Origin of the sequence: Afifella pfennigii DSM 17143 (assembly GCF_000688515.1) — a bacterium.
Classification (GTDB): domain Bacteria; phylum Pseudomonadota; class Alphaproteobacteria; order Rhizobiales; family Afifellaceae; genus Afifella; species Afifella pfennigii.
Window position 1 is genome coordinate 40,484 of sequence record NZ_JHZK01000024.1, and the last position, 18,440, is coordinate 58,923.

20 protein-coding genes are annotated in these 18,440 nt (G+C 66.8%); 17 read left to right on the top strand and 3 right to left on the bottom strand.

Features of this window, described 5'->3' with window-relative positions:
* Positions 1 to 223: 223 nt before the first annotated feature.
* The 11 genes from coxB (at position 224) to rnhA (ending at position 9,571) form a co-directional block, all read left to right on the top strand.
* Positions 224 to 1,159 carry a cytochrome c oxidase subunit II gene (coxB, locus tag Q331_RS0115020; protein ID WP_034492524.1) on the top strand — a complete coding sequence of 312 codons (936 nt, stop codon included), beginning with the start codon at positions 224 to 226 and terminating at the stop codon, positions 1,157 to 1,159.
* A 37-nt stretch (positions 1,160 to 1,196) separates the two neighbouring features.
* Complete coding sequence (ctaD, locus tag Q331_RS0115025) at positions 1,197 to 2,843, top strand: cytochrome c oxidase subunit I (RefSeq protein WP_034492486.1); 1,647 nt, start codon at positions 1,197 to 1,199, stop codon at positions 2,841 to 2,843.
* Positions 2,844 to 2,996: 153 nt separating this feature from the next.
* Positions 2,997 to 3,893: a heme o synthase gene (locus Q331_RS0115030; RefSeq protein WP_084175088.1), complete on the top strand. Its 897-nt coding sequence runs from the start codon at positions 2,997 to 2,999 to the stop codon at positions 3,891 to 3,893.
* Positions 3,894 to 3,904: 11 nt separating this feature from the next.
* Positions 3,905 to 4,057, top strand: coding sequence for a hypothetical protein (locus Q331_RS23170; RefSeq protein ID WP_169738521.1), 153 nt, complete (start codon positions 3,905 to 3,907; stop codon positions 4,055 to 4,057).
* Positions 4,054 to 4,641, top strand: coding sequence for a cytochrome c oxidase assembly protein (locus tag Q331_RS0115040; protein ID WP_026381355.1), 588 nt, complete (start codon positions 4,054 to 4,056; stop codon positions 4,639 to 4,641). Before Q331_RS23170 ends, Q331_RS0115040 begins: the two co-directional genes overlap by 4 nt.
* 149 nt (positions 4,642 to 4,790) lie before the next feature.
* Positions 4,791 to 5,624 carry a cytochrome c oxidase subunit 3 gene (locus Q331_RS0115045; RefSeq protein WP_026381356.1) on the top strand — a complete coding sequence of 278 codons (834 nt, stop codon included), beginning with the start codon at positions 4,791 to 4,793 and terminating at the stop codon, positions 5,622 to 5,624.
* Between the two features lie 46 nt (positions 5,625 to 5,670).
* Positions 5,671 to 6,060 (top strand): DUF983 domain-containing protein, encoded by a 390-nt coding sequence (locus Q331_RS0115050; RefSeq protein ID WP_026381357.1) that lies wholly within the window; start codon positions 5,671 to 5,673, stop codon positions 6,058 to 6,060.
* Between the two features lie 38 nt (positions 6,061 to 6,098).
* On the top strand, positions 6,099 to 6,806 hold the full coding sequence (locus Q331_RS0115055) for an SURF1 family protein (protein WP_051631218.1): 708 nt from the start codon (positions 6,099 to 6,101) through the stop codon (positions 6,804 to 6,806).
* Between the two features lie 80 nt (positions 6,807 to 6,886).
* Positions 6,887 to 7,843 (top strand): 4-hydroxy-3-methylbut-2-enyl diphosphate reductase, encoded by a 957-nt coding sequence (ispH, locus tag Q331_RS0115060; RefSeq protein ID WP_034492488.1) that lies wholly within the window; start codon positions 6,887 to 6,889, stop codon positions 7,841 to 7,843.
* A 280-nt stretch (positions 7,844 to 8,123) separates the two neighbouring features.
* The gene (locus tag Q331_RS0115065) at positions 8,124 to 9,092 is read left to right on the top strand and encodes a homoserine kinase (protein WP_026381360.1); all 969 of its coding nucleotides are present in this window, start codon (positions 8,124 to 8,126) and stop codon (positions 9,090 to 9,092) included.
* Positions 9,089 to 9,571, top strand: coding sequence for a ribonuclease HI (gene rnhA, locus Q331_RS0115070; RefSeq protein WP_026381361.1), 483 nt, complete (start codon positions 9,089 to 9,091; stop codon positions 9,569 to 9,571). The genes Q331_RS0115065 and rnhA overlap by 4 nt, the downstream gene beginning before the upstream one ends.
* A gap of 231 nt (positions 9,572 to 9,802) precedes the next feature.
* On the opposite strand, the gene Q331_RS0115075 is transcribed toward rnhA, so the two are convergent.
* On the bottom strand, positions 9,803 to 10,288 hold the full coding sequence (locus Q331_RS0115075; protein ID WP_026381362.1) for a peroxiredoxin: 486 nt from the start codon (positions 10,286 to 10,288) through the stop codon (positions 9,803 to 9,805).
* Positions 10,289 to 10,403: 115 nt separating this feature from the next.
* Positions 10,404 to 11,222, bottom strand: a complete 819-nt coding sequence (locus Q331_RS0115080) for a protein-disulfide reductase DsbD domain-containing protein (RefSeq protein ID WP_026381363.1) — start codon at positions 11,220 to 11,222, stop codon at positions 10,404 to 10,406.
* A 124-nt stretch (positions 11,223 to 11,346) separates the two neighbouring features.
* On the opposite strand from Q331_RS0115080, the gene Q331_RS0115085 reads away from it, so the two are divergent.
* A complete protein-coding gene (locus Q331_RS0115085) occupies positions 11,347 to 11,943 on the top strand; it encodes a YqgE/AlgH family protein (RefSeq protein ID WP_034492490.1) in 597 nt (198 codons plus the stop codon).
* Between the two features lie 46 nt (positions 11,944 to 11,989).
* Here Q331_RS0115085 and Q331_RS21940 read toward each other — a convergent pair whose 3' ends face one another.
* Positions 11,990 to 14,872, bottom strand: coding sequence for a sensor domain-containing phosphodiesterase (locus Q331_RS21940; protein WP_034492492.1), 2,883 nt, complete (start codon positions 14,870 to 14,872; stop codon positions 11,990 to 11,992).
* 297 nt (positions 14,873 to 15,169) lie between these two features.
* On the opposite strand from Q331_RS21940, the gene Q331_RS0115095 reads away from it, so the two are divergent.
* From Q331_RS0115095 to Q331_RS0115115, 5 genes are all read left to right on the top strand, one after another.
* On the top strand, positions 15,170 to 16,249 hold the full coding sequence (locus tag Q331_RS0115095) for a radical SAM/SPASM domain-containing protein (RefSeq protein ID WP_026381365.1): 1,080 nt from the start codon (positions 15,170 to 15,172) through the stop codon (positions 16,247 to 16,249).
* 10 nt (positions 16,250 to 16,259) lie between these two features.
* Positions 16,260 to 16,547 (top strand): HPr-rel-A system PqqD family peptide chaperone, encoded by a 288-nt coding sequence (locus tag Q331_RS23945; protein WP_034492496.1) that lies wholly within the window; start codon positions 16,260 to 16,262, stop codon positions 16,545 to 16,547.
* Positions 16,540 to 17,580: a radical SAM/SPASM domain-containing protein gene (locus Q331_RS0115105; RefSeq protein ID WP_026381366.1), complete on the top strand. Its 1,041-nt coding sequence runs from the start codon at positions 16,540 to 16,542 to the stop codon at positions 17,578 to 17,580. The genes Q331_RS23945 and Q331_RS0115105 overlap by 8 nt, the downstream gene beginning before the upstream one ends.
* Positions 17,581 to 17,600: 20 nt before the next feature.
* On the top strand, positions 17,601 to 18,146 hold the full coding sequence (locus tag Q331_RS0115110; RefSeq protein WP_026381367.1) for a nuclear transport factor 2 family protein: 546 nt from the start codon (positions 17,601 to 17,603) through the stop codon (positions 18,144 to 18,146).
* Positions 18,147 to 18,237: 91 nt separating this feature from the next.
* The coding region (locus Q331_RS0115115) for a helix-turn-helix domain-containing protein (protein ID WP_026380364.1) at positions 18,238 to 18,440 on the top strand (203 nt) is incomplete at its 3' end.

The window sequence follows — 18,440 nt, forward strand, 5'->3', positions numbered from 1 at the left end:
TCGCGGCTCTGTGGCCCTGCGAAAGGGGCGTGCAAAAATGTCGCATGCGGCTCCTTGCCACGAGCATTGCGGCTTGTCTCAGCTTGGGTTTATTCCAAACAAGGGTTGAAGTGCGAACCTCAATCCTGCACTACGCGCCTGCGGCATTCGCCCTAGATACGATCCGACGAATACGAGGTTCGGGGCGCCTTTGCCCGCGCTGCGACAGACGGAGAAGGTTTTCATGAAAGTTCTGGCGAGCTCTTTCGCTCGGGGCTACTGGGCGGTGATGGGGCTCTTGGCTATGACCACGCTCGCCGCGGCCCAGCCCGTCGAGAATGTCCCCCAGCCCTGGCAGTGGGGACTACAGCCGCCGGCCTCCGGGGTGGCCGAATATGTCGACTGGTTCGCCTGGTACACCCTCGTCATCATGATCGCCATCTGCGTCTTCGTCTTCGGGCTGATGGGCTGGTGCATCATGCGCTTCAGCCACCGCCGCAATCCGAAGCCGGCCCGCTTCTCGCACAACACCGCCCTTGAGGTGGTGTGGACGGTGGTGCCGGTCCTCATTCTCGTCGCCATCGCCGTACCGTCCTTCCGCCTGCTCTACGGCCAGTACGACCCTTCCAAGATCTACGCCGACTACAATCCTGAGACCGACAAGTTCCTCTCCATCAAGGTGACCGGCCATCAATGGTACTGGAGCTACGAATACGGTCTGGACGAGGACAGCAAGGCCAATGGCGTGAGCGAGGAGATCGGCTTCGCCGCCTTCATGGTGCCCGATGAGGATCTCGGCGATACCGGCATCCGCAATCTGTCGGTCGACAATCCCGTGGTGGTGCCGGTGGACACCTATGTGCGCCTGCAGGTGACGTCCGGCGACGTCATTCATTCCTTCGCCATGCCTTCCTTCGCGGTGAAGATCGACGCCGTTCCCGGCCGTCTCAACGAGACCTATTTCAAGGCCGACCGGGAGGGCATGTATTACGGCCAGTGCTCGGAGCTCTGCGGCAAGGACCACGCCTTCATGCCGGCTTCCATTCAAGTCGTCTCCAAGGAGCAGTTCCAGCAATGGGCCGGCGAGGCGAGTGCCGATCTGGGCGCGGCGAACGCCAATCTGGCGCGCGCCGTTGAGGAAGAGACCGAGAACGACGACGAGCGGCTCGCCCTGCGCTGAGCGCCGTCCGAGCAAGACAACAAGAAGGAAAGCCCTGATGGCGAATGCTGCCGCACACGATGCCCACGCCCACCCCACGGGCTGGAAGCGTTACGTCTACTCCACCAACCACAAGGATATCGGTACGATGTACCTGATCTTCGCGATCATCGCGGGGATCATCGGTGGCGCCATGTCCATCGTCATGCGCATGGAGCTGCAGGAGCCGGGGATTCAGATTTTCCACGGCCTGGCGCAGATGGTCTATGGCTACGACGCCGGCTTGGCGCTGGACGGCGGCAAGCAGATGTACAACGTCTTCACCACGGCGCACGGCCTCATCATGATCTTCTTCATGGTCATGCCGGCGCTCATCGGCGGCTTTGCCAATTGGTTCGTGCCGATCATGATCGGAGCGCCGGACATGGCGTTTCCGCGCATGAACAACATCTCCTTCTGGCTTTTGCCGCCGGCCTTCATCCTCCTGCTGATGTCGATGTTCGTGGAGGGCAATCCGGGCTCCTACGGCGCCGGCCAGGGCTGGACCATCTATCCGCCGCTATCGACCTACGGCGCGCCCGGACCGGCGATGGACTTCGCCATCCTGGCGCTGCACATCGCCGGCGCCTCCTCCATCCTCGGCGCCATCAACTTCATCACCACCATCTTCAACATGCGCGCCCCGGGCATGACGCTGCACAAGATGCCGCTCTTTGCTTGGTCGGTGCTGGTGACGGCCTTCCTGCTGCTTCTGTCGCTGCCGGTGCTGGCGGGCGCCATCACCATGCTTCTGACGGACCGCAATTTCGGCACCACCTTCTTCGATCCTGCCGGCGGCGGTGACCCGATCCTCTTCCAGCATCTGTTCTGGTTCTTCGGTCACCCGGAGGTCTACATCCTCATCCTGCCGGGCTTCGGCATCGTCTCGCACATCGTCGCCACCTTCTCGCGCAAGCCGGTCTTCGGCTATCTCGGCATGGCCTACGCCATGGTGGCGATCGGCGCCGTCGGCTTCATCGTCTGGGCGCACCACATGTACACGGTGGGCATGGACGTCGACACGCAGGCCTACTTCACCTTCGCCACGATGGTCATCGCCGTGCCGACGGGCATCAAGGTGTTCTCCTGGGTGGCCACGATGTGGGGCGGCTCCATCTCCATGCGCACGCCGATGCTGTGGGCGGTGGGCTTCATCTTCCTGTTCACCATCGGCGGCGTCACCGGCGTGCAGCTCGCCAATGCCGGCCTCGACCGCTCCTTGCACGACACCTATTTCGTGGTGGCCCATTTCCACTACGTGCTGTCGCTCGGCGCGGTCTTCGCCATCTTCGGGGCCTGGTACTACTGGTTCCCGAAGATGTTCGGCTACATGTACAATTCCTGGATCGCCAAGACCCATTTCTGGGTGACCTTCATCGGCGTCAACATGGTCTTCATGCCCCACCACTTCCTTGGTCTGGCGGGCATGCCGCGCCGCTACATCGACTACCCGGACGCCTTCGCCGGCTGGAACATGGTCTCCTCCTGGGGCTCCTATCTCTCCGGCATCGGCGTCCTCATCTTCCTCTATGGGATCGTGGAAGCCTTCACCAAGAAGCGGATCGCCGGGCCCAACCCCTGGGGCGAGGGCGCCACGACGCTGGAATGGCAGCTTTCCTCGCCGCCGCCTTTCCATCAGTGGGAAGAGCTGCCCCGTATCAAATAGGTCTAGGGGCCGGCGTCTTCGGGCGCCGGCCTTGCGCGCGAGCCGCCTTCCGGCCCCTCCGGCATCGGCGGCGTTGAAGGAACAAGAAGAAAGGCGCATCTGTTGAGCCAAGTCGAGTTCCTGGAGCCTGCGGCCGAGCCGGCTCCCATCACCATGGCGGAGCCTCGCGACTACTTCGATCTGATGAAGCCGCGGGTGATGTCGCTGGTCATCTTCACCGCGCTCACCGGCATGGCCGTGGCGCCGGGCTATCTCAACCCGATCCTGGCGGCCTTCGGCATCCTGGCGATCGCCGTCGGCGCCGGCGCCTCCGGCGTCCTCAACATGGCCTATGAGGGCGATATCGACGCCAAGATGCGCCGCACCGCCTCCCGGCCGGTGCCGAGCGGGCGCATCGGCGCCGGCGAGGCGCAGGTCTTCGGCCTCATCCTGGCGGTCTTCTCCGTCATGGTGGTGGGCCTGGTGCTCAACTGGCTGGCGGCGGCGCTGCTCGCCTTCACCATCTTCTTCTACGCCGTCGTCTATACGATGTGGCTGAAGCGCTTCACGGCGCAGAACATCGTCATCGGCGGCGCCGCCGGGGCGCTGCCGCCCCTCATCGGCTGGGTCGCCGTCACCGGCGATGTCGGGCTTTATCCGATCCTCTTGTTCCTCATCATCCTCGTCTGGACGCCGCCGCATTTCTGGGCGCTGGCGCTCTTCGTGCAGGAGGATTACGGCCGCGCCGGCGTGCCGATGCTGCCCAACGTCGCCGGCGAGACCGTAACGCGCCGGCACATCTTCGCCTATTCGCTGATCCTGGCTCCGCTCGGCGCCTCGCCCTTCCTCTTCGGCTACGCCGGCCCGCTCTTTGGCGGCGCCGCCATCGTGCTCGGCGGCCTCTTCGTCTGGCTCGCCCTTGGCGTGCTGCGCGAGCGCGAGGCGGACAGGCATCACGCCGCAAGGGCGCTTTTCGGCTATTCCATCGTTTATCTCTTCGCGCTCTTTGCGGTACTGATCCTGGAGGTCGCCGTCGGCCCGAGCCTCAGCCAATGGGCCGCCGCCCTATGAAGGAGGCCGCCTTGGAAGACCGCGTTCGCCTGACGGAAGCGCAGCAGAAAAGCCGCCGCCGCCGTTCCATCGCCATCGCCCTGGTCCTGGTGGCGCTGGTGGTGATGTTCTACGTCGTCACGCTTGTGAAGCTCGGCCCCGGCGTCATGGAGCGCCCGTTATGAGTTCGCACAAGCCCCGCCGCAACAATCGCTATGTCGCCGCCGTTCTCGGCGCCGTCGCCCTTGGCATGGTGGGCATGGCCTATGCCGCGGTGCCGCTTTACAATCTCTTCTGCGCCGTCACCGGCTATGGCGGCACCACGCAGCGCGCCGAGACGGGCGCCGACCGGGTGCTCGACCGCGTTATCAAGGTGCGCTTCGACGCCAATGTCGCCGGCGGCCTGCCCTGGCGCTTCGTGCCGCAGGAAGCCTCCATCCGCGCCAAGGTCGGCGAGACCTATCTCGTCACCTACCGCGCCGAGAACGTCTCCGACCGGCCCGCCACCGGTACCGCCGTCTTCAACGTGGCGCCCAACCAGAGCGGCATGTATTTCAACAAGATCGCCTGTTTCTGCTTCACCGAGCAGACGCTGCAGCCGGGCGAGTCCATCGAGATGCCGGTCACCTTCTTTCTCGATCCCAACCTTGCCGAGGATCGCGACATGAACCCGGTGACGACGGTGACCCTTTCCTACACCTTCTTCCCCGTGGAGCCGGACAACCCGGTGGCAGAGGCGGGCGGCGGCGAGCCGACCGAAAAGCTGTGAGCAACAATTCTTCGCCCGCGACGGGCGCCACCGAAGACGCCGACCTCGCCACAAGCTCGAACGAGGCGAAGCCCGAGCCCTCCCCCGGTTCGGAAAATGCGACGACCGACCTCTCCCCCGGGGCGGACAAGACCAAGAAAGAGGAGCCCATGGCCGAGGCCCACGCCAAATCCCACGATTACCACCTTGTTGAGCCGAGCCCCTGGCCGGCGATCGGCGCCGTCTCCGCCTTCGTGCTGGCCATCGGCGCCATCTACGCGATGAAGGGCGGATCGGTCTGGGCCATCGCGCCTGGCGTGCTCGGCATCCTCTACACCATGTACGGCTGGTGGCGCGACGTCATCCGCGAGAGCCATGCGGGCCATCACACGCCGGTCGTCTCGCTGCATCTGCGCTACGGCATGATCCTCTTCATCGCCTCGGAGGTGATGTTCTTCGTCGCCTGGTTCTGGGCCTTTTTCGATGCCAGCCTGTTCACCGGCGAGGAGATCCAGGAGACCCGCCGTCAGGTGACGGGCGGCGTCTGGCCGCCGGAGGGCATCGAGGTCTTCGATCCCTGGCATCTGCCGCTGATCAACACGCTGATCCTGTTGACCTCCGGAACCACCGTCACCTGGGCGCACCATTCGCTCCTGGTCGGCGACCGCAAGGGGCTCGTCAACGGCCTCATCGCCACCATCGCGCTCGGCCTTCTCTTCACCGGCGTCCAGGCCTACGAATACGCCCACGCCGCCTTCTCCTTCGGTGGCAATATCTACGGCGCCACCTTCTTCATGGCGACGGGCTTCCACGGCTTCCACGTCATCGTCGGCACCATCTTCCTCATCGTCTGCCTCATTCGGGCGATGCGCGGCGATTTCACGCCCCAGAAGCATTTCGGCTTTGAGGCGGCGGCCTGGTACTGGCATTTTGTCGATGTCGTCTGGCTGTTCCTCTTCGCCTCCATCTATGTGTGGGGCTCGGCCGGCGCCGTCGTGCATTAGGCTCGTGCATTGAAGCAGCAAGGGGCGGCGCGCCCGCCCGAGGATCATGTCGCTTGAGAACCTGCCGCCCGTGCCGCCGGAGCCGGTCCCGACCGGCCTTGCCGGCCGCTGCCCGCGCTGCGGCAAGGGCGGCCTTTTCGACGGCTTCCTGAAGCTGAAGCCGGCCTGCCCTGTCTGCGGCCTCGATTTCGGTTTCGCCGATTCCGCCGACGGCCCGGCCTTCTTCGCCATGACCTTCATCGGCTTTCTGGTGGCGGGCGCGGCCGTCATCGTGGAGCTCGCCTACACGCCGCCCTTCTGGCTGCATATCGTCCTGTGGCTGCCCTTGATCCTCCTTCTGGCGCTCATCCTATTGCGGCCGCTGAAGGGGCTCGCCATCGCCCTGCAATACGCCCACAGGGCGAAGGAGGGCGAGATCGACCGCGACGCGCCATGAGCGCGCAAGGCGCCGCGAAGGCGCCAAAGCCGCGGCCCATGCGGTTCGTCCTCGCCGGCGTTGCCATCCTCGCCGCGGTCGCCATCCTCGTCTCGCTCGGCAATTGGCAAATGCGCCGCCTCGCCTGGAAGGAGGCGCTGATCGAGAAGGTCGCCGAGCGCCCCGATATGCCGCCCTTGCCGGCTGCGGCGATCCTCGCGCCGGGCGCGGCCGAGAACGAATACCGCCGCGTGGAGCTTGCCGGCCGCTATCTCGCCGCTGACGAGGTGCGCGTCTTCACCTCCCTGCCGGTGGACGAGGCGCGCGGGCCCGCATCCGGGCCGGGCGCCTGGATCATGACGCCCTTCGCGCTTCAGGGCGGCGGCACGGTGCTGGTCAATCGCGGCTTCGTGCCCGACGGGGCGCAATGGGCGCCGCCGCCGCAAGGCACGACCCGTCTTTCCGGGCTCGTGCGCCCGGACGACCCGCCGACCTTTCTGACGCCGGAGAGCCAGCTGCAAGACGATCTCTTCTTCTCCCGCTCCATTAGCGCCATCGCCGAGGCGAAGGGCCTCGCCGCGCCGGTGGCGCCGGTGACCATCGATCTTCTGCCCGCCGGGAACGCGCCGGACCTGCCGCAGGCCGGCGAGACGCGCATGCGCTTTCCCAACCGACATCTGGAATACGCGCTGACCTGGTACGGTCTTGCGCTGGCGCTGGTGGCGGTGTTTTCCGCCTATGCGCTGAGCTCCTGGCGCAGGAGATAGGCGCCGTGTCGCGCCTGCGCTGTTCGCGGCGCTTGACTCTCTCTAGGCTGTGAACCTACTTCGCCCCAAAGGGTTCGATCATGCACAAGCCGAAGATCACGCTTCATCTCTGCGCCCCGCGCGGCTTCTGCGCCGGCGTCGACCGCGCCATCCAGGTGGTGGAGGAGGCGCTGCGCCGCTACGGCGCCCCCGTCTATGTGCGCCACGAGATCGTCCATAACCGCTTCGTGGTCGACACCTTGAAGGAGAAGGGCGCCATCTTCGTGGAGGAGCTCGACGAGGTGCCGGCGACCGATCAGCCGGTGATCTTCTCCGCCCACGGGGTCCCCAAGCACGTGCCGGAGACGGCGGAGGGGCGCAATCTCCTTTATCTCGACGCCACCTGCCCGCTCGTCTCCAAGGTGCATAAGGAAGCCATCCTGCACGAGCGCCGCGGCCGCGAGATCGTCCTCATCGGCCATGCCGGCCACCCGGAGGTGGAAGGCACGATGGGCCAGCTTCCCGCCGGCGCCATCACCCTTATCGAGACGCCGGAGGATGCGCGCGCCTTCACCCCGCGCGATGCGGGCAATCTCGCCTGGATCAGCCAGACGACGCTCTCCGTCGACGATACCGCCGAGATGGTGGAGATCCTGAAGGAGCGCTTTCCGCAAATCACCGGCCCGCAAAAGGGCGACATCTGCTACGCCACCACCAATCGCCAGGAGGCGGTCAAGGCCGTCGCCCCGAAGGTGGAGCGCATGCTCGTCGTCGGCGCGCCGAACTCCTCCAATTCCCGTCGTCTCGTGGAGGTCGCCGAGCGCAACGGCTGCGCCAAGGCGACGCTCATCCGCCGCGCCGCCGAAATCGATTGGGACGACCTTGCCGGCATTTCCGACATCGGCCTCACCGCCGGCGCCTCGGCGCCGGAGGTGCTGGTGGAAGAAGTCGTGGAGGCCCTGCGCGAGCGCTTCGAGGTCAAGCTTGAGGTGGTGACGACGGCCGAGGAGGACATCACCTTCCTGTTGCCCCGCACTTTGCGCGAGCAGGCGGCGTAGCCCTTAGAGCCTTCTGTGATGAGGTTGAAGCAGTTCTCTTTCTCGGCCGCCGCGGCGATCCGCCAGGAGGGGCTCGCGGCGCGATGCGGGGCATCGGGCAAGAGACCCGACAAAGCGGGCGCCCGGCGGGCGGAAACCCGAAAGGGCCAGGCGCCTTGGCGCCAAATCCGTCGGGTCTCGGCTCGTGCGTAGGCCCGCTACGACCTCGCCGATCCCCTCGACCTTTTCGCCAATGCGCTCTGGCAGAACGGTTCAACCTCACCACAGAAGGCTCTAGCCCGTGGCGGTCTATACCGAGATTGCGGATGGCGAGCTGGAAGCCTTCCTGAGAGATTACGACCTCGGCGAGGTGTTGGCCTTCAAGGGCATCGCCGAGGGCGTGGAGAATTCCAACTATCTCCTGCACACCGAGGCCGGCTTCTTCATCTTGACGCTCTACGAGCGGCGGGTACGGCGCGAGGATCTGCCCTTCTTCCTGGGGCTGATGCAGCATCTGGCGAGCCGCGGCATCGCCTGCCCGCTGCCGGTGAAAGGCCGCGACGGCGTCGCCCTGCGCGAGCTCGCCGGGCGCCCGGCAGCCATCATCTCCTTCCTCGACGGTATGTGGATACGCCGTCCGCGTGTGTCGCATTGCGCCGAGGTCGGAACGGCCCTGGCGCACCTGCACGAGGCGGGGCGGGACTTTCCCATGACCCGGCCGAACGCGCTGGCGCTCGCCGATTGGCGGCCCCTCTACGAGAAGGCGCGTGCCGCAGGCTGCGGCGAGGAGGATGCCGGCCTTGACGAGCTGGTCGCCGACGAGCTCGACGCGCTGGAGAGGGACTGGCCGCGGGGCTTGCCTTTCGGCGTCATCCACGCCGATCTCTTTCCCGACAACGTCTTTTTTCTCGGCGAGGAGCTTTCCGGCCTCATCGACTTCTATTTCGCCTGCAACGACTTTCTCGCCTACGATCTCGCCATCTGCCTCAACGCCTGGTGCTTTGAGCCGGACGCCACCTTCAATATCACAAAGGGCAGGGCGCTTCTTTCCGGCTACCAGGCGCTGCGTCCCTTGAGCGAGGAGGAGCGCGCCGCTCTGCCCATGCTTGCCCGCGGCGCGGCGCTGCGCTTCCTGCTGACCCGGCTTTATGACTGGAACACCACGCCCGCCGGCGCCTTCGTCACCCGCAAGGATCCGCGCGAATATGTTCGCAAGCTGCGCTTCCACCGCCAGATCGGCTCGGCGAGCGAATACGGGATCGACCTGTGAGCGCAAAAGGCGAGGGCGGCAACGTCGTTATCCATACCGATGGCGCCTGTTCCGGCAATCCGGGGCCGGGCGGCTGGGCGGCGATCCTGGAGTTCAAGGGCGTGGAGAAGAAGGTCTGCGGCGGCGAGGCCGAGACCACCAACAACCGCATGGAGCTGACGGCGGCCATTGAGGCGCTGAAGGCGCTGAAGCGCCCCGCACATGTCGTCCTTCACACCGACAGCCAGTATCTGAAGGACGGCATCACCGCCTGGGTGCACAATTGGCAGCGCAACGGCTGGAAGACGGCGGCGAAGAAGCCGGTGAAGAACGCCGAGCTGTGGCAGGAGCTGCTCGCCGCCATGAAGCCGCACAAGGTGGATTGGCGCTGGGTGCGCGGCCATGCCGGCGACGAGATGAACGAGCGCGTCGACAAGCTGGCGCGCGAGGCGATGAAGCCGTTCAAGCCGGGCAAGGATGCCAGCGCGGCGGGCAAGTAGGAACGGGCGGCGGGCAAGTAGGAAAGGGCGGCGGGCGCCGGCCCCCGAAGGCTGTCGTCATGCCAAGGCTCCGCCTTGGCATCCATTCCGTTCCGCAATCGGCGCCGTGAGAGGTGCGCCGTCTCCGCGCCTTTCTCTTTCATCTTCCGATAGCTCGATCGGCACCGCTTCCGCGCCATCATGGCCGGGTCTGACCCGGCCATGACGACAACGCACCGGTGTGAAGTCCGCCTAAAGCGCTTCCAGCACCCGCGCGGCGGAGGACTTTTCCGCCTCGCCGGGCGAATCCTCCACGAAGATCGCCTTCACCACGCCGTCCTCCACGATGGCGGCGAAGCGCTTCACCCGCGTGCCGAGGCCGACCCCCGAGCCGTCCATGTCGAGGCCCGCGGCCCTGGCGAACTCGCCGTTGCCGTCGGAGAGGAAGGTGACCTTGCCGTCGGCGCCGGTCGTCGCCGACCAGGCCTTCAGCACGAAGGGGTCGTTGACGGCCACCAGGACGATCTCGTCGACGCCCTTGGCCAGGATGGAGTCGCGATGCTCGATGAAGCCCGGCAGATGCTTGTTCTGGCAGGTCGGCGTGAAGGCGCCGGGCACGCCGAATAGGACGACCTTGCGCCCGCCGAAGACTTCGGCGGAGCTCTTCGGCTGCGGGCCGCCGTCGCCGGAAACGTAGAAGGTGGTCTCAGGAACGCGCTCGCCGGCGGAAAGGCTCATCGAAAAAACCTCCAGGAAGTGGATTGAAGAGGCCCGGCAAGGGTGCGGGCTTTGGCGAAGCCTAAGGTAGGGCGCGGGCGCCGCATGTGAACCGCCGGGCGCCGACGAAACACCCCTAAGGCAGCCTCACCTCGCTCTCCACCGCCGTTCCGCCCGAAACCGCCGTCAGGCCGAGGCGTGCTCCGGAGAGCGTTGCACCCTGCGGACGGCCGGCGAGCGACAAGCGGTATCGGTGCGTTGCGCCCTCGCTTCCCAGATGCTCCGGCAGCGACAGGAACCATTCCTCGGGCCCCTCCGCGAAAAGGCTCGGCGGCTGTCGCGCGCCCTGGGCGGTGACGTCGATATGGGCCGTCTCGCCCTCAAGGCGCACCGCGCCGATGGCAAGCCCGCCGCTCGGGCTCTCCACCGGCAGCCTGTCGAGCGCGGTGGCGATGAGGATGCGGCTGCGCACATCCTCCTCCGGCTCGGGCGCGATGACGAGCTCGGCGTCACCCTCGGCGGGTATGCACACCTCCTCGCACACGCCGTAGAAGGCCGACAGGCGCAGGGTGATCGGCCGCTTGGCATCTTCCGGTTGGAGTTTGAGCGGCAGGACGACGCCGTCGAAATAGACCGCCGAGACGCTGCGCCCGTCCTCGTAGCGTTCCGGCGCCGGATAGAGCACCTCCACCGAGGCCAGGTTCTGCGAGGCGGAGAAATCGAGCTGTGGTGGGATGCCGACATCGCCCGGCGTGCGCCAGTAGGTGTGCCAGCCCTCTTCGAGCTGGATTTCGACCGCCGCCGCCATGCCGCCTTCCGGCATCGGCGCGGCGACAAGGCGCAGCCGCGACTGATCCGCCTGCGACCAGGCCGACTGCGCCGCCAGCGCCGGGCCGCAGGCAGAAGAAAGGGCAACCAGGGGTGCCAGAAGCACCGAGAACCCGATATTCCGCATGGCGGCAAATTGCATCTTCGCACCGCTTCCGGCGAGGCCGATCTTCCGCCACCGGGTCATTTCTTGGTGAAGCGGGCCGGCTCTCAGCCTGTTCAATACGCTTACCGGTTGCTACCATCGCATCATGACAACGGCCAAGCCCAATAGCGGCTTTCTCGACGGGCAGTTCCTCATCGCCATGCCCACAATGGGCGACAAGCGCTTTGAGCGAACGGTCATCTATCTCTGTGCCCATTCGGAGCAGGGGGCGATGGGCATCGTCATCAACAAGCTCGCCCCGGATATCCGCTTCCGCGATCTGCTCTCCCAGCTCGACATCGGCGAGCCGACCGGCCCTGAGGGCGAGCAGGAGGTGGAACAGATCCGCGTGCATCGCGGCGGTCCGGTGGAGACGGGCCGTGGCTTCGTCCTGCATTCCTGTGATTTCTTCCTGGAGGATGCGACGCTGCCGATCTCCGACGAGGTGTGCCTGACGGCCACGCTCGACGTTCTGCGCGCCATCGCCGACGGCAAGGGGCCTTCCGAAGCGCTCCTGGCGCTCGGCTATGCCGGCTGGGCGCCGGGCCAGCTGGAGATGGAGATCCAGTCGAATGGCTGGCTCAACGGCCCGGCCGACAACGCGATCCTCTTCGACAGCGACCTGGAGACCAAATACGACCGCGCCCTGTCGAAGATCGGGGTGGCGGAAGGACGGCTCTCCTCGCTCTCAGGCCACGCCTGAGGGCTTCCCCCCCAAGTGCCCCCGGGGCCGCCCGCGCCCGAGGGTTTCAGGCGCTGCGCGCCAGCGTGTTGCTCGACTTGGCCATCTGATGGGCCATCTGCGAGGACATCGGCCGCCCGTAAAGATAGCCCTGCACGTATTCGCAGCCGAGCTCGACGAGCTCGGCCACATCCGATTCCGATTCCGCCCCTTCGGCGATCACATCCATGCCGAGATCGTGCGCAAGGCCGACGATGGCGCGCAGGATGATCGGCCGGTTGGAGGATGCGTTGCCGGCGACGAAGGCGCGGTCGACCTTGATGGTGTCGAAGGGGAAGCGCTGCAGATAGGACAGCGCCGAATGGCCGGTGCCGAAATCGTCGAGCGCCAGGCTGGCGCCGATCTGCCGGATTTCCTGCAGCACCTTGGCGGCGTATTCCGGATTCTGCATGAACAAGGATTCGGTGATTTCCAGCTTCAGGGTCTCCGGCGCGATGCCCGAACGCGTCAACACGGATTTCACGTCGTTGATGAGGTCGTGGCGCAGGAGCTGCTGGCTGGAGACATTGACGGAGACGAAGGGCAGCGGTCCCTGCCGCACCTCCGCCTGCCAGACGGCAAGGTCGCGCGCCGCCCGCTCCAGCGTGAAGACGCCGAGCTGCAAAATGAGCCCGGTCTCCTCGGCAAGCGGGATGAACTCCGTCGGCGAGATGAGCCCCCGCCGTGGATGCTCCCAGCGCGTCAGCGCCTCGAAGCCGGCGATGGAATTGTCGGCAAGGCGCATGATGGGCTGGTAGGCGAGATCGATCTCGCCGCCTTCCAGCGCCGCGGCAAGGTCCGCTTCCAGATTCTCGCGCGGGCGCCTGTGCGCCTGGCCGGGCCGGTGCATGACGGTCCGGTCGCCGCCCTGGCGCTTGGCCGCAAGGCTCGCCGTCTCCGCGTCCTTGAGCAGATCGGCGGGTGCCGCGTTCGCCACCGCGCGCGTCATGCCGGCGGAGGCGGTCAGCCGGATATCCTCATCGCCGATTGGGATGGCGGCGCGCACCGCCTCGCGCAGGGAATCGGCGAATTCCTTTAAGGGTCCCTTCTCCATCTCCGCGGTGACGAGCACGGCAAAGCTATCCCCGCCCAGCCGGGCCACCGAATCGGCGGGTGCGATGAGGCGCGACAGGCGCCGCGAGATGGCCAGCAGCACCGAATCGCCGACGAAGGTGCCGCTCTTCTGGTTGATCTTGTGGAAGTCGTCGAGGTCGAGAACGATCACCGAGGGAAAAGGACCGCCCCCGGCCTCCGCGCCGAGCACCGCCTGCTCCACCCTGTCGAGGAAGAGCTGGCGGTTGGGCAGGCCCGTCAGATTGTCGAAGATCGCGTCCCTGAGCAGCCTTTCCTCCGCCAGCTGCGCCTCGGTGATGTCGGCGAGCGTTCCGGAGCAGCGCATCACCTCGCCATCGGCGCCGACGATGGGGCGCGCCTTCAGCTGGAACCAGAGATAGCGCCCGTCGCTGGCGCGCATGCGGAAGGTCTGGTTGATGCGCCCCCGCCGCTGCGCCACCACGGCGTCGAGCACGGCGCGGAAGCGGTTGCGGTCGCCCGGATGCAGCATGCCGAGCCAGTTGCGCGCCGGCCCTTCCAGGGCGCCGCGCTTGAGGCCGAGGGCGTTCTCGATCTCCCGGCCGATCTCGATGCGGTCGCGCGCCACGTCCCAGTCCCAGATGGCGTGGCCCGCGCCCACGAGCGCGAGGGCCTTCTGCTCGGCATCGCTGATGATGCCCTGCGCCAGGCCGCCGCCGGCGAAGGCGTGCTGCATGATGGTGAAGGTGACGAGGACGACGAGGAGCACCAGGCCGCCGGCTAGCGCCGGCTGGATGGAAGGATTGTCGATCCGCCCGGACACGGCGAGCCAGGCCATGACCAGCCAGAAGAGCAGGATGAGCCAGGAAGGCACCAGCATGATCGCCCGGTCGAAGCCGCGCATCGTCAGATAGGCGATGACGGCAAGGCCCAGAAGCACCGTGGCGGCGAGCGAGATGCGGGCGATGCCGGCCGCCGTCGTCGGGTCGATGAGGATAATGCCGAGAAGGGCGAGGAGGACGACCAGCCAGATGCCGGTCAGATGCGCGTAGCGGATGTGCCAGCGATGCAGGTGAAGGTAGGTGAAGAGGAAGACGGTAAGCGCCAGCGACAGGAGCACTTCCGTCGCCGCCCGCCAGGCTTGCAGGCTCTCCGGGCTGATGCCGAAGACTTGTCCGATCAGGCCGAAATCGATGGCGATATAGGCGAAGACGGCCCAGGCGAGGATCGCCGAGGCGGGAAACATCGCCGTGCCGCGCACGACGAACAGCACCGTCAGGAACAGCGCCAGGAGCCCGGAGATGCCGAGGACGATGCCGCGGAAGAGGGTGAAGGAATTGACGTTGGCCTCGTAGGCCTGCGGCTCCCACAGATGCAGTTCCGTCATCCGCGGCGAGGCGAGCTCGGCGATATAGGTGACGACGGCGCCCGGATCGAGCGTGATTCGAAAGACGTCGGCGCCCGGCTCTTCCAGCCGGTCCGGAGCGAAGCCTTCGGAGGGAACCACGGAGACGAGACGCGTGGAGCCGAGATCGGGCGACAGCACGCCCGAGCCGACGAGAAGATAATGCGGCGCCACCAGAAGCCGGTCGATCTGCTCGTCGGAGCTGTTGGCGAGCGCGAAGACCAGCCAGTCGGAAGCGCCCGCCCCCTGCTGCGAGCGCACCTCGATGCGGCGCACGATGCCGTCGGCCCCCGGCGCGGTGGAGACCTGCAGCCGGTCGGTGTCGGAGGAATGGCGCTCCACCGCGTCGGTCAAGTCGAGCGTGGCGCCGCCCCTCGGCACCTCGATGGCCTCCAGCGCCACCGCCGGGCGCGCGACGCCGAGAAGCGCCGCCGCCAGAAGGATGAGCGGGAGAAGGGTGCGAATGGCGCGCAAAGCGTCGGTGCCTCGCTGTGCAAAATCATTGAGCGGCAAAGGTCTAATCCCCCCCAGGCCGCGGCACAACTCCCGCGGGCCGCTCCACTCCCTGCATCCGCCTCATCGCCCTGTCACTTGGTGTCGCGCCCCGCCGGCTCACCGCTTGCCGGCCCTCTTTTGACTTGGATCAAGGTGAAATCAGGGCGTGACGCTATCTGTGATTGCAAGAAGCTGTCGGCTCGCATGCAGATGGTGGGCCCTCAAAGCTCGTGACGCGAAGGCGTCGCCGCGATGCGGAATATCCGGGAGGCAAGAATGCGCGAGCCTGAAGGCGTCTTCGCCGAATTCGCCGCGCCGCTCTATGTGGCGTGGGAGATCACCCATCATTGCAACGCCAAGTGCCTGCATTGCTACTCCGGCTCGGGCCCGCAGGAGAGCGCGCAGGAGGCGATGCCGCTCCGCGAGGCGAAGGAGCTGATCGACCAGCTCGCCGATGCCGGCGTTCTCGTCCTCGCCTTTTCCGGCGGCGAGCCGATGATGCACCGCCACTGGAGAGAGCTGGTCGGCCATGCCGTGGAGCGCGGCCTCAGCGTCAATATCGGCAGCAACGGCTCCTGCATCACCGAGCGCAACGCCGACCTTCTGAAGTATCTTGGCGTCAAGAGCGTGACGATCAGCCTGGACAGCCATCTGCCGCAGGTGCACGACGAGTTTCGGCGCCTGCCGGGGCTTCATGCCAAGGCTGTCGCCGCCATAGCTCGTCTGGTGGCGCGCGGCGTGCGCGTCGTCGTCGGCTTCACGCCGACCAAGGTGAACTGGCGCGATGGGCGGGAGGTCATCGATCTCGCCTACCGGCTGGGCGCCGATGCGGCCAATCTATCCGAATACGTTCCCGCCGGCCGCGGCGGCATCGACCTTGCGCTGCCGCCCGATTGGCTGCGCGAGACGCTCGAGGAATGGATCGCGGCGCGCGCCGAATACGATGGCCGCATGGAGGTGATCTGGCACGATTGCCGCGTGGCGCTGCTCGTCACCGAGGAGGAGAAGCGCAACTACGTCGGCTGCGGCGCCGGGCGCCTGGTGGCGCGCATCCTGCCCGACGGCCGGCTGACGCCCTGCGTTTTCCTGCCGACGGAGATCGGCAAGGTGCCGGCGATGCCTTTCAGCAAGGTATGGGCCGAAGCCGGGCTCCTGCATCAGTTCCGCTCGCGCGGCGGCCATGTCAGCGGCAATTGCGGGGAATGCGAGCAGCTTTCCATCTGCGGCGGCTGCCGCGCCGTCGCCCATGCCTATAGCGGCGGCGATCCGCTGGCCGGCGACCCGCATTGCTGGGTCAAGCGCCACGACCCGGAGATTTCGGCCATGTTCGCCGCCGGCGAAGGCCTTCCGGTCTGAGGAGGGCGGCATGTCTGAGACCAACGCTCAAACGACCTTCGCCCCGGCGGCCGGGGTGATCGTGCGCCGGCAGAAGGCGGACTACCTCTTCTACAATTCGCGCACCGACGAATTGCATCTCGTCCCCCCGCCCGGCCATGCCGTCTACGCCATGTGCGACGGGGTGCGCAGCCTCCAGGAGATCGCCGAAGCGCTCGCCGCCTCCTTTGAGGTCGATTCGGCCGAGCTGCGCGCCCCGCTCGGCGCCTTCCTGGAACAGCTTGAGGCGCGCGGCCTGGTGGAGCGTTCCGATGGGTGATCTGCCGGTCCAGGCGCTTGTCCCGGAAGTCCCCTATCACATGGTGTGGCTGGCGACGGATGCCTGTACGGCGCGCTGCTGGCATTGCTCGTCCAATTCCGCCAAGCGCTCGCCCGACGAGCTTGACACCGGCGAGGCCAAGGCTCTCATCGACGAGCTTGCCGAGGCCGGGGTCGTCGATCTCGGTATTTCCGGCGGCGAGCCGCTGCTGCGCCGCGACATCATGGAGGTGATGCGCCATGCCCGCGATCGCGGCATGAGCTTCGGCATCGCCTCCAACGGCGCCAAGCTGGCGCCAAGGCGCGCCGAGGAGCTCGCCGAGCTCGGCCTTGGCCGCCTCCAGGTCAGCCTGGACGGCTTCGCGGAGGAGCACGACAGCCTGCGCCGCTGGCCGGGCCTGTTCGCGCGGGTTCTGAAGACGATCGCCACGGCGCGCGCCGCCGGCCTTCGCGTGCATGTGTGCTGCACGATCACGCGTCTGAGCGCCGACCGGCTGGAGGATTTCACCGCCTTTCTGGCCGAGACCGGCATTCGCCGCCTCAACCTCTCGCGTTTCGTGCCGACCGGGCGCGGCACGGCGGCGCTCGATCCGGGAGACGCGGCCTGGCGCGGCATCATCATCCGCTGCGCGGCGCTGAAGCGCGCCTATGCCGGGCGGATGGAGATCACCACCCATTTGGCGCAGGAGGCGCTCGTCGATCCCGATGTGATGGCGATGCCGGTCTTCGCCGGCTGTCAGGCCGGCCGGGGCCAGGGCTGCGTGACCGCCAACGGGACCGTGCTGCCTTGCGTGCTCCTGCCGCTGGCGCTCGGCAACATCCGCCAGAAGGGATTTCGCCGCATCTGGGCCGAATCGCCCGTGGTGCGCGAGCTCAAGGACCGCAGCCGGCTGGCCGGAGCCTGTGGCGCATGCGGCCTGCGCGAGCGTTGCGGCGGCTGCCGTGCGCTCGCCTATGCCCGTTCGGGCAATGCGTTGGGCGAGGACCCGCGCTGCTGGACGATGCAGGAGCGGCCAGCCCGGCTCCTGCAATAACCAAGACGGAGGAGGACGCCATGTCTGCAAGAGAGGTTGTTGAGCGCTACTTCAAGCACATCCAGGAGCTGCGCGCCGGCCGCGAGGGGGCGGTCGAAGCGCTCCTCGATCTGTGGGACGAGGACGGCGTCTTTGAGTTCGCCGGCGCGCCGCCCGTCGTCGGCACTTTCAAGGGGCGCAACGCCATCCACGCGCTCTACAAGAACCGGCTGGCGGCGAACGGCATGAAGATCGAGCTGGAAGGCGATGGCGGCGCCGAGGCGGCAAGGGATGCGGCGCTCGGTCTGGTGGAGACGCGCGTGCACCGCGTGCGCAGCCTCGACCGCAAGGAGCCGGACGACGGGGCGGAGCGTATCGCCGCCGGCTGGACCACGGTGATCGGCACGAGCGACGAGCGCGGCTTTGAGATCTCCGGCAATCACGCCTTCCTGATCAAGGACGACCTCATCCAGTCGCTGAAGGTGGTGGCCTCGCCCAAGGCCGACCCCACGGAGCAGTTCAGGATGGAGGGCCTGTCGGTGGACGATATCGGCCGGCTCTCCCTGGCCGCCTGGGCGGTCGTCTAGAGCATCTTCGATGAACTTAGAGTCGGTTTGAGGCTTCACGCGGTCTGGCTTGTCTGATTCGATGCTGCTGGTGATTTGCCAGGAGGTGAAGATGTCGAGGAGCCTGAGCGGCGACCTTCGCGGCCGTGTGATCGCGGCGATTGAGGATGGAGTTTCGACGCGCGAGGCGGCGCGGCGCTTTTGCATCGGGATCTCGACGGCCGGGGCCTGGTATCGCCGCTATCGCGAGACCGGCGAGACGGAGGCTCGCAAGCAGGGCCAGCCGTCACGCTCCAAGCTCGATGCGCACGAGGC